The following is a 12,184-nucleotide window of genomic DNA, read 5'->3' as shown; positions in this document are numbered from 1 at the left end:
ACTGGGGACTGGGGACTGGGGACTGGGTAATAGGTAGTAGGTAATAGGTAATTAATTATATTTTTCCCAATCACCAATCACCAATCACCAATCACCAATCACCAATCACCAATCACAACTGAAAAAAATCTTATCTCTAAAAAGTATGATTATGAAATCTTCTATGTATCGCAATTTGGCAGTGATAACTTTTGCATTAGGATTACTAGGACTTGTAGCCGGATGCTTAGGACTGAGTGTATCCTTTGAGCCTGAGCAGCCAGACATTTTATCAACACTGACAGATCAAACCGCTACATTAGAAAAACAGACAAACTCACCAAGTGCGTCAAAGCAAGTTCTATCTGCTAGTACAACTAATGTTGCCAGTGCAACCAGCAAGCAAACAGAAAAACCCACTACAGAAAATTCACCTGCCCAAACTGATCAAACTACAAACTTTGGCAGTTTGCGAATGAGTAATAAAACAAATCAGCCTGTGCGTTTGGTCCTCTTAGGGCAACATTCAACAGTTAAAAATACCTCAGCCAATAAAAATAAATATAATATTCCGGCACATTGGGATTTTGATCCCCAAGAAGGTAGTGAAAAAGGTTTAATTTTATCTCTGCCAGAGGGTAATTTAAAACTAGATCAAGGAGATATTTTAGTGGCCTTTGCCCAAGATGGCTCTCGACGCTATTGGGGTCCTTATGTTGTTGGGAAAACTCCCTCACCAAAATGGAATCCTCAAACCGAAGAATGGGAATTAATATTAATTCCTTAATGGGTACCCTGTCACCTATTACCTAAGTTTTTTATTGTCGCAAATACGGTAGGTTTACCCACACCCCACACTCTAGCTGTGATCTGAGAACAAAATATAACTAATAAACGACTTTTGAATTATTGTGTTTATGGGAAAGACACAATTTACCGTGTCTGTAAATATGGATTTATGAGGATAAAATTGAGCGATCGCCCTCCTATTGACCAATGGTTTAAAAACATAGAACAGCATCCAGCCCCTGCTGTGACTATTGCTATCCTCTGGTTGCTGTTGATTAACTTCATAGCTTTTGTTTGGAATTTGGGTAGTATCGGCTTAGTTGACGAAACAGAGCCACTTTTCGCCGAAGCTTCCCGGCAAATGCTAGTTACAGGAGATTGGATCACACCCTTTTTTAATGGTGAAACTCGGTTTGACAAACCAGCGTTAATTTATTGGTGTCAAGCGATCGCCTACTCTATTATGGGCGTAAACGAATGGGCAGCACGTATACCCTCAGCACTAGCCGCAACTGCTGTCACAGCTTTATCGTTCTACGTTGTGCAGTGGTATTTTGCCAAAAAAGATCAACTAGAACAAACAGCAAACCCCACCCGTCGTTACCTAACAGCCGCCCTAGCATCAGCCATCATGGCACTCAACCCAGAAATGATAGTTTGGGGAAGAATCGGTGTATCTGATATGTTACTCACCGGTTGTATAGCCTCCGCCTTACTATGTTTCTTTTTGGGATACGCTCAAAATTCCACCCCTTCCCGCTTCCCTAATAAATGGTATTTAGCTAGTTATGTGTTGATGGGTGGAGCAATTTTAACCAAAGGACCAGTCGGCATAGTTTTACCAGGTTTCATCATGATCGCCTTTGCCGTATACTTAGGCAAATTCTGGCAACTATGGCGAGAAATGCGCCCAATTTTCGGACTATTCCTAGTTTTCCTCGTATCTGCTCCCTGGTACATCTTAGTGGCTTGGCGCAATGGCTGGAATTTCATTAATGCCTTTTTTGGCTATCACAACATAGAACGCTTTACAGAAGTAGTTAACGGTCACTCAGCGCCTTGGTATTTTTACTTTTTAGTCGTGTTATTGGGGTTTGCACCATATTCAGTTTTTATCCCTGCATCTATAGCTAGACTAAAATTTTGGCGGCGTTCCCACTTTCTCAACCAAGAACGTTCTCAACACTTAGGTTTATTTGTCTGTTTTTGGTTTTTAGGTGTATTTGGGTTTTTCACCATCGCTGTCACCAAACTTCCCAGTTATGTATTACCTTTAATGCCAGCAGCAGCTATTCTGGTAGCTTTATTTTGGAGTGATCTATTTTACCACACCCAAACACAAAAATCTTTCCGCATCAGCAGTTGGGTAAACGTTGCCTTTGTATCTACAATAGCAGTCGCATTATTTAACCTCTTCAAATTAGTAGGAACAGATCCCGCAGCACCGGAACTTTACCAGCAAATTCAAAATTCAGGTTTAACAAATTGGGGGGGGATAATTTGGCTGGTTACTGCGATTATTATCGCCGCTTTCATATTAATTCGTAGTTTCCGTCCCATCATTGCTATTAATATTGTGGGATTTGTAGCATTTTTGGCAATTGTTTTAATGCCAGCATTATTTATGATGGATGCACAAAGACAAGCACCTTTAAGACAATTATCTGTACTTGCAGTTGAAGAAAAACAACCTAATGAAGAATTAGTGATGGTAGGTTTCAAAAAACCAACAGTAACTTTCTACTCACAAAAAAAAGTCACTTACCTTTCTGCTGCACAAGAAGCTTTAGATTATATTCACACTCAAGCATCCAAAAAAAACAATCCACCATCATTACTACTTTTAGCCGAACATAAAAAGTTGATGGAAATGGACTTACCACCAGATAATTACAAAGATATTGCCACTAAAGGAGCTTATAATTTGATTCGCATACCCTTCCAACGCATGAAACAAGATAAAAAGGAAAAAATGAAAATTTCGTAATTTGTCAACAAGGGAATAGGTTGACAATTGTCAATTGTCAATTATCAATTGTCAATTATCAACTACCCCTTTCCTAATGCTTGATTAATTTGATTTAATAAGTCTGCCATTGAAATCGAATGAGGCAGTCTCTGAATAGCGATACTTTCCGGTATTTCTCCCAACAACAAATAATCATTATTTTGGTTATTTTGGTTTTGATCAATGGCTGTATTTACCTGATTTAATTTTTTATCAATTACCAAAATTGGAGGTAAATTAAAAGATAAATCTGACAAGGCTTTTAACGCTTCTTGTACTTCTTTATCAGCAGCAGATTCTCCCAAACCAATTAATAGTAAATCAACACTTTGATGGCGAATTTGTTGCAAAACTTCAGTCCAAGAGTTACCCATAGCAGCTTTAAAACCAGCAGTTTGTAAATACTGAATTAAAGCTTGAAACCACTCATATCCCCTTTCATTATTCTGTGCAGAATAACCCATTTCCTGATCATTTGTGAGTGTTTGGTTAACATCTTGCACAGCAGATTTCTTTTGTAACCTATAACCCTTAGCTGACTTGCGTTTTACCTGTGGCAAATCACCCAACTTAGCCACATCTACGACTAAAATATTAGGAGGACAACCAATATTAGAAGCAATTTCCAACACTGATAATAAAGGATCTGGTTTGCCGTGACCATGCTCATTTTCCCTACCCAATGGCGTTAAGCAAGGAAATACACCCAATCCTGGTATTTGGGAAGCTGCCAAGGTTGTGGCTACATCACAAGTCACCAAAGGCAATTTTGCTAACCTTTGGTACTTCATCAAGTGTTGCAGATAATGTTGGGCATTAGAATTGTCAACATCCAACAAAATCACATCAAACTGCCACACCCGCGCTAAAATTTCTGCCTGATCTAAATCATCTACTTCAATGACTCGATGTTCACGCAGGGAGGGTTGGGGATTAACAGACTCTAATTCTGGATTCACCAACCGCAGAATCCGCAACGGAGTTTTTTCCAGTACAATATCGCTATTTGTTAAACCTACCTGCTGAACTTCTGGTGTAGCACACAATCTTTCTAGAATGGGTACTAAAGCTTGATGTTCCACTGGCAAACTCAAGAAAGCATCAGCCCTGTTAGCGTAAGCGTGTTCTTTTTCTGCCCCCGTAGCGGTGATAATCACAGGAATATGGCGAGTTGCACTATCAGATTTTAGTAAAGTCAGTACATCCCAACCGGAAAGCAGGGGTAGTAAGGGATTCAAAAAGATCGTTTTTGGTTGCAAGCGCCGCGCTTTTTCTAATGCTTCCGTCCCTGAACGCGCAATCACCACCCGATAACCTAAACCTTTGAGATTTTGGGTCAGGTCTTCAATATATCGCGCTACTGCCTCAACTACTAATATTAACCTTTGAGAAGAAATAGGTTGATGTACTTCTAAATTTCCCCCCTCTGATTCAGAAAAACTGGTTTTGGGAGGAGAAGGAGGTAATAACAATGTAAACTGGCTACCTTTACCTTCACGAGACAAAAAGCTCACATCTCCACCATGTAATCGAGCTAAAGCCCTTGTTAATACTAACCCTAAACCAGTGCCTTCAAATTGGCGAGTTAGGGGATTTTCTAACTGTTGGAATTTTTGAAAGATTAAATGTTGTTGATGTTCAGGAATACCAATACCTGTATCCCACACTGTAAAAGCAATCCATCCTTCCCAGCGATTTACCCGCAACCCCAGTTTCCCAGTGGTTTCAGTGAATTTAAAGGCGTTGGAAAGTAAGTGTACCAGCATTTGCCGCAAGCGTAATTCATCTGCTACCATCTCCTTTAAACCAGGTTCAATGGTCAGGCTGAATTGGTGATCATTTGAAAAATCGGTGCTTTTGCTCGGTTGACTGTGAAGTGTTCTGGCTTCTGATAAAGCGCGATCGCACACTTCCCGAATCTGTACCAGCGATGGAGTCAGTTCCATCTGTCCCGTTTCCATCCGCGTCAAATCTAAAATGTCATTGACCACACTCATCAAATGACGGCCACTTTGATGAATCAAACCCGCATAACGTGCTTGTCTTTCGTTCAGTTCTCCTAATTGTTGATCTGCCAGTAATCTTGACAAGCCTAAAACTGCTGTCAAGGGCGTTTTTAATTCATGGCTAATACAAGCTAGAAACTCATCTTTCAACCGATTAAGTTGAATTAAATCAGCATTTTTAGCTGCCAATTCTTTAAAAAGTTGTTGTTGTTCGGTCACATCCGTAGCTAAAACCAACCACAGATTATCAGTGAAATTTGCTGAATTATTAGTTGAGTTGACAACTTCTGCATCACTACCCCCAACTTTTAATTCAGGACTATCCAGGAGGATTTTAGCAAACTGCCAAATTTGCTCTTGACCATTTTGCACCTGAACAACACAAGTACAAGTACCTTGTTGAGCATCCAAATAGCAATGACTGGATGTAACATTTGCTTTTCCTTGCTGCTCCTGCATCATTGCTAAAACCGATGTGGAGTGAGGTGCTTGACTGCTTGTATGCAAGTTATGACCTCTGGCTTCTGGCATCAGCGTCACAGCATCTTCACTTGCACCCTTGTTAATATCAGAATAAGCCTTGAATGTTTGTCGATGGATATATTCTGGGTCTTCACGCCTGACAGGAGATAGGATAGTTTCTACTTGTAGCCTAATTCCTTCTGGATCTTTCAAAACTCCTAATTGTTGCCACCAAGCAGGATTTTGTGTTAAAACTTCACCGGTGCTTGTTTGCAACATTAAAGGCCAAGGCAGTCTTTCCAATAACTGCACTAAAGCGTTATATCTCGGTGATTGATGTTGATTCTGCTTATAAGAGCGATTTTTTCTTCTAGTATTATTTTCCGTCGTCCCAGCAACTTTAGAGGCAATTGTAACTTTATTTTTAGCTAAAAAGCTGAGTAGGCGTAGGTTATCTAGCAGACCTAAAAATTTACCATCTGCATCAATCAATGCCCAATCTAAATTTTTATTTTTTTGGTTTTGTTGGTGACGTAAAAACAAACTTAATTTATCCAGTGGTTCAGAAGCTGGTATGGTTTTGATGGGCGAAATCAGACTAGGACTCAAAGTGGAAATTGATTGCTGTAGATTTAAAAACGTTTCACCACTGGCTGCTGTTAATAATTTTGGGATTAAACGGGCAGAATACAATAATCCTATGGGACTTTGTTGTTGATTTACCACTACCAAGCGATCGCACTGTTCTTTCTCCAAAATCTCCAGCACCACTGCCAGAGTGCTTGTTTGGGAGCAACTGGGTACGGTTGCTAGAAAGTCATAAAGCGGGTACTGTAGCATTAACATAAGGCTTAGGGGATCTTTCTTCCTGTAATTGCCTCTGGCATCAACATCTGCCAAAGTGCTGATATTTTTCAGGCCTGAAGCCATATCCTCCTAAAAGACGCATAAAATCTTTCCTAGAGATACTACTGTAAATCTATCCCAGCGATTCACTCACTTTGATCGGCAATTTCCGAATTTCATCATTCCCAGAGCAGTTATACTTGAATGTGCCACTCTTGTGAATGAGTAAACAACCAGCATCTTACTGGTATGGAAACTCCTGATCGATAGTTACAGCTAAAACAATTATCGCTCCAAAGATTCTTTTAGAACCTTGAGGAATTATAATGATTTAAAATGAAACCATACTTTAAATTTGTTTATGCATCTTATCAAGGAGTACAATGGAAAAATCTATATGCCGATAGATAGACATTTATAGATCATCAGATTAGCTACCACACATTCTCTGTTGAACGCTTCACCGATTACCTACCAAGTTATATCACTGAGGGACAAAACCAGTTAGGAATTGGTAATTTCTCAATAATTTTTGACAAAAGGCGTTCTTTACCCTGATTTTACTGAAAAGTTTTTATCAAACTCAATCAGCACTGAAGCGACACTCTCAGCGTTCATCATATATAAACAATATATATAAACAATAAATGTTATTACCTATATTATTGATTTGTCCAGCAATTCTTAAGAAATATTTATATAATGCTGATACGGCAAATACCCAAGCTGGTTTAATCGGGCAGTGCAGGAATTTGATTGATGAGATTTTTTCTCAATTCTTTGGGTTGCCGCTGACTGCTACCACTCCTATCAACGGACAATTTTTACACAATAGGATGCAGTTAAATAACAATCTATCAGGAAAGCATCTTAATAAGAATAATCATGTATTGGCGTGTAATGAACAGAAAGGCCAGCAATGGTTTCAAGAAATGAGTCCATCGGAAAAGCAGGAACTATTAGCGAACCTCAAATCTGATTACCGGAAAATTCTCATCAATTATTTTATCACAGACACAACTCTCAAAACTGCAATTGATAAATTCATCAACACCTTATTTTATGCTAATATTCCTGTGCCACAAATTATAGAAATTCATGTAGAACTGATTGACGAATTTTCCAAACAGCTAAAATTAGAAGGCAGGAGCGATGAAACATTACTAGATTACAGGCTGACCTTGATAGATATTCTGGCACATTTGTGTGAAGTATATAGATGTTCTATGTCTAAAATGAACTGAGATAAATTCATGCTATCTTGGATTGTGACTCATGAGTTAAAGAATCAAAAATTGACAGGATTGATTTTTAAATTTTTTCAGATTAATCCTATTGCAACAGGCATCTGTTATTAGTTTCAACAAATGCGTCAGCCTATTTTGTATTCCTATTCTCATATCTAAACTGTACATTTATGAATAAAGCCAAAAAAACCTATGTTCTCAAGCTATATGTCGCAGGGAACACACCCAACTCCGTGCGAGCATTAAACACACTGAAGAACATCTTAGAACAGGAGTTTCAAGGAGTTTATGCCCTAAAAGTAATTGATGTTCTCAAAAACCCACAATTGGCAGAAGAAGACAAAATTTTAGCCACACCGACATTATCAAAGATTTTGCCGCCTCCCGTTCGCAAAATCATAGGTGATCTTTCAGACAGAGAAAGAGTTTTAATCGGTTTAGACTTACTTTATGAAGAATTAAATGAAGAAGACTGGCAACAGTAACATATAGCAGTCAGCATTCAGCAGTCAGTATTCAGCAGTCAGTATTCAGCTTTTTAAAACTCTTGACCCTAGTAAAGAACATTTTTTCATAAAAACTCTGTACAGACTTTAGGAATTTAAAAAATCGGGTTAAAGACCTATATAATCAACAATGAGTGACCAAGAGCAACAAGAACAACAAAAACCAGCAAGTGGTGGTGTAGAGAAAATTCGCACCATGATTGAGGGCTTTGACGATATTAGTCATGGCGGTTTACCAGTGGGCAGAACAACCTTAGTCAGCGGTACATCTGGTACTGGGAAAACCTTATTATCCCTGCAATTTCTTTATAATGGTATCACCTACTTTGATGAACCAGGAGTATTTGTTACCTTTGAAGAATCACCTAGCGACATTATTAAAAATGCCCATATTTTTGGCTGGAACTTACAAAAACTAATTGAAGAAGGCAAACTGTTTATTCTCGACGCTTCCCCCGATCCCGAAGGGCAAGATATTGTGGGTAACTTTGACCTTTCCGCCTTAATTGAGCGATTACAATATGCGATTCGTAAATACAAAGCCCATCGTGTTTCAATCGACTCCATTACCGCAGTCTTCCAACAATATGAAGCAGTGGGAGTAGTGCGGCGCGAGATATTCCGCCTCGTAGCGCGTCTTAAACAATTATACGTCACCACAATCATTACCACAGAACGAGGAGAAGAATATGGACCTGTAGCTTCCTTTGGGGTAGAAGAATTTGTGTCTGACAACGTGGTAATTGTTCGCAACGTTTTAGAAGGAGAACGCCGCCGCCGCACCATAGAAATTCTCAAATTGCGCGGTACAACCCACATGAAAGGTGAATATCCATTCACAATTACTAATGCTGGAGTTAACATCTTCCCCTTGGGAGCAATGCGTTTAACACAAAGGTCCTCAAATGTCCGTGTATCTTCAGGAGTTAGCACCCTAGATGAAATGTGTGGTGGTGGTTTCTTTAAAGATTCGATTATTTTAGCCACAGGAGCTACAGGTACTGGTAAAACTCTCTTAGTCAGCAAATTTATTCAAGATGGTTGTGTCAGCGGTGAACGAGCAATATTATTTGCTTATGAAGAATCCCGCGCTCAACTGTCTCGAAATGCTTATTCTTGGGGAATTGACTTTGAGGAATTAGAACACCAAGGTTTATTAAAAATAATTTGTACCTATCCCGAATCCACAGGGTTAGAAGATCACTTACAAATTATTAAATCAGAAATTGCCGATTTTAAACCAGCCCGCATTGCTATTGACTCCCTTTCCGCATTAGCTAGAGGCGTAAGTAATAATGCTTTTCGCCAATTTGTAATTGGGGTAACAGGTTATGCCAAACAAGAAGAAATTACAGGCTTCTTTACCAATACCAGTGACCAATTTATGGGATCACATTCCATTACAGATTCTCATATTTCTACCATCACTGACACAATTATTATGTTGCAGTACGTAGAAATTCATGGAGAAATGTCACGGGCAATAAACGTCTTTAAAATGCGGGGTTCGTGGCACGATAAAGGGATTAGGGAGTACAATATTACGGCTGATGGACCTAATATTAAAGATTCCTTCCGTAATTACGAGAGAATTGTCAGTGGAGCGCCTAGCCGCGTTAGCATAGACGAAAAGGCGGAACTTTCTCGCATTGTTAAACGTTTTGAAGACAAGTAAACTGCTAAATCCCGAAAGAAGCTAAATTCGGTATATAGTATATTATTTGCTTCATTTAGCATCATGTTATATTCTGTGAGAAGACAAGTTTTCTGCCGCTAAATGGTTTTTCGTGTGAGGGGATGCGGTGAAAAGACAGCAAATATTATTTCATAGTTTCTTACCTGGTGTAACAGCAGCAGTATTAACAACTCAATCAGCTTGGGCTGGAACTATCAAAGTTGATGAGGTAAAGCTGGTGTCTTCTCCTAGTGTCTTGGCTGCAACCGATGTCAAAACCTCCGTTGTGGACATCAATAGGCAACTGCCTATTAATGCGGTTGACAATTCTCCAGCCTTTTTACCTAATCTTGATTTTAGTCAACTCAGTTTTCCAGCTATGGTGAATCAGAGTGTGACAGAAATTACTGCTGCTAATAATACCAATGTGCCAGCAGTAAAAAGCCTGAAAACTGTTTTACCAGTTTCTGTGACAAAAGTATCACAGTTAACAGCACTAAATAAGTGTTTACAGGCAGAACAGAAAAGCCAAGCAGCTTTGCTCCTGTCCACAAGTAGTTGTTTACAAAAAAATGTAGATAAGGATAGTCAAAAGGTAGCCCAGGTAAATGTTCCTACTGAATCAGGAACTCCAAATACAGAGCTACCTGCTCAGAATACACAAAATGTAACACCTACTCCTACAGGTTCTACGGAGACAACACTGGAAAACCTGAGTCCCAGTTCTAATCCCCTGCTCTTTCCTACGAATCCAGAGGAAGTAAAACTTCAGGAAACTCAGCCGATTACCTTAGAACAGGCTCTAGAACTGGCAAAGCGTAATAGTAATGAATTACAGGTAGCTGTTTTGCAGTTGGAAAGCAGTAAAGCTGCTCTCAAAGAAGCTCAAGCTGCTTTATTGCCCACTGTCAGTTTGAGTGGTAATGTCACTAACAGCCGTAGCACTAACAGCACACTGGCAGCTAAACAAGCACAGAGGTTAAATCCTAATGCATCTGACGCTGAAGCTAATACCGCATTCGATAGTCAAGCGCAACTGAGATATGACCTTTACACATCTGGGAGACGGAACGCAGCGATTAAAGAAGCTGAGGAACAGGTGCGTTTTCAGGAATTAGATATAGAAAGGCAATCTGAAGAAATACGCTTAAATATAGCCACAGATTACTATAGTTTGCAACGAGCAGATGAAAATGTGCGGATTTCTCGATCAGCAGTCGAAAACTCTCAGGCTAGTTTGCGAGATGCTTTGGCTTTAGAACGGGCTGGAGTGGGTACAAGATTCGATGTATTGCGATCGCAGGTGAATTTAGCCAATGCTCAACAAGAGTTAACTAATGCTCTGTCTCAGCAAATCATTGCTCGGCGACGGTTAGCGGTGCGTTTAAATCTGCCCCAGTCCGCAAATATTAGTGCGGCTGATCCTGTACAATTAGCTGGTCTGTGGGAAAGAAGCTTAGAAGATAGCATTGTCTTGGCTTATCAAAACCGTCCAGAACTACAACAGCAGTTGGCACGACGCAATATTAGTGAAGCACAAAGAAAGCAAGCTTTAGCATCTTTGGGACCACAAATTAGTTTAGTTGCCAGCTATGACTTGCTAGATGTTTTTAATGATGATGTCAATGTCAGTGACGGCTATTCTGTGGGAGTGCGAGCCACTTTGAATTTATATGATGGTGGCGCAGCAAGAGCAAGAGCAGCCCGGGCTAAAGCTAACATGGCAATTGAGGAAACTCGATTTGCACAACAACGCAACGAAATCCGCTTTCAAGTAGAACAAGCTTATTCTACCCAGCTTGCTAACTTGGAAAACGTACAAACTGCTAATGCGGCTCTTGAGCAAGCTAAAGAGTCCCTCAGATTAGCGCGTTTGCGTTTTCAAGCTGGTGTAGGCACTCAAACCGATGTCATTAACGCAGAAAATGAACTCACCAGATCCGAAGGTAATCGCATTCGCGCCATTTTGGATTACAATCGTGCTTTGACAGAGTTACAACGCTTCGTCACCTCCAGAGCTTTTAATAAGTAAACAAATATAGCAGGAGTCAGGAGTCAGGAGTCAGGAGTAAAACCCTTTTGTAGTAAGAGTTTCGTGATTAATTGATGTCCTAACTACTCTGTCTCCGGCTATAAAAATTGTTTACAAACCCCAAAAGGCCTCATTGCCAGTTATTAGACTGTAAAATGAGGCTTTTTAGTGAAAAACGCTATATTTGTTACAGGTGATTGGTGATTGGGGACTGGTGATTGGGAATAAATATGTTTCTTTCTTCTGCTATATAAAACCTAGACAAAGCTAGACTTTACTTTCTACTTCAACGGGAGCATGGGAGCGGTTATCCCTCAGTAGACTTGCACGCCTTAGCCAGACGCGATATTTCTCAAGTTAAGATTTACAAGAAAGACTACCGCTATCATTGCTTGGTTTTCGCGTTGGCAATAGTCTTAATTCAATACTTGATATCGTAGGATTATATATCAAGTGGGCGATTTTCTTAACTCACTTATGTCAATGCTTGTCAACATAAGTATAGTTTTGTCTATCAAATAGTCAGATTAGGACTAGCTCTATCCTGACTCTTGACTCCTGTACGGGCGAAGCATTCGGGCGACCAATTATCAATTTTATGAAAAGCCTATTTTCCGAATGCTTCGCCTCTACG

The 12,184-nt window shown here is 39.7% G+C and carries 7 protein-coding genes; 6 read left to right on the top strand and 1 reads right to left on the bottom strand.

Going from position 1 to position 12,184, the window contains the following annotated elements:
• Positions 1-151: 151 nt before the first annotated feature.
• Complete coding sequence (locus tag H5968_RS02905) at positions 152-766, top strand: hypothetical protein (protein WP_187038732.1); 615 nt, start codon at positions 152-154, stop codon at positions 764-766.
• 171 nt (positions 767-937) lie between these two features.
• Positions 938-2,755: a glycosyltransferase family 39 protein gene (locus H5968_RS02900; protein ID WP_187038731.1), complete on the top strand. Its 1,818-nt coding sequence runs from the start codon at positions 938-940 to the stop codon at positions 2,753-2,755.
• Positions 2,756-2,817: 62 nt separating this feature from the next.
• Here the strand turns inward: H5968_RS02900 and H5968_RS02895 are convergent, their stop codons facing one another.
• Complete coding sequence (locus H5968_RS02895; protein WP_187038737.1) at positions 2,818-6,090, bottom strand: ATP-binding protein; 3,273 nt, start codon at positions 6,088-6,090, stop codon at positions 2,818-2,820.
• Between the two features lie 647 nt (positions 6,091-6,737).
• Here H5968_RS02895 and H5968_RS02890 point away from each other — a divergent pair.
• The 4 genes from H5968_RS02890 to H5968_RS02875 all read left to right on the top strand — a co-directional run bounded on the left by H5968_RS02890 (position 6,738) and on the right by H5968_RS02875 (position 11,550).
• Positions 6,738-7,334 carry a KaiA family protein gene (locus H5968_RS02890; protein WP_187038730.1) on the top strand — a complete coding sequence of 199 codons (597 nt, stop codon included), beginning with the start codon at positions 6,738-6,740 and terminating at the stop codon, positions 7,332-7,334.
• 173 nt (positions 7,335-7,507) lie between these two features.
• Positions 7,508-7,822, top strand: a complete 315-nt coding sequence (gene kaiB, locus H5968_RS02885) for a circadian clock protein KaiB (protein WP_187038729.1) — start codon at positions 7,508-7,510, stop codon at positions 7,820-7,822.
• Between the two features lie 151 nt (positions 7,823-7,973).
• Positions 7,974-9,518, top strand: coding sequence for a circadian clock protein KaiC (gene kaiC / locus H5968_RS02880; protein ID WP_187038728.1), 1,545 nt, complete (start codon positions 7,974-7,976; stop codon positions 9,516-9,518).
• A gap of 127 nt (positions 9,519-9,645) precedes the next feature.
• Positions 9,646-11,550 (top strand): TolC family protein, encoded by a 1,905-nt coding sequence (locus H5968_RS02875; RefSeq protein WP_187038727.1) that lies wholly within the window; start codon positions 9,646-9,648, stop codon positions 11,548-11,550.
• Positions 11,551-12,184: the final 634 nt, after the last annotated feature.

Origin of the sequence: Sphaerospermopsis sp. LEGE 00249 (assembly GCF_014299995.1) — a bacterium.
Lineage (GTDB): Bacteria > Cyanobacteriota > Cyanobacteriia > Cyanobacteriales > Nostocaceae > Sphaerospermopsis > Sphaerospermopsis kisseleviana.
This window is presented reverse-complemented; position numbering and strand designations above follow the sequence as displayed.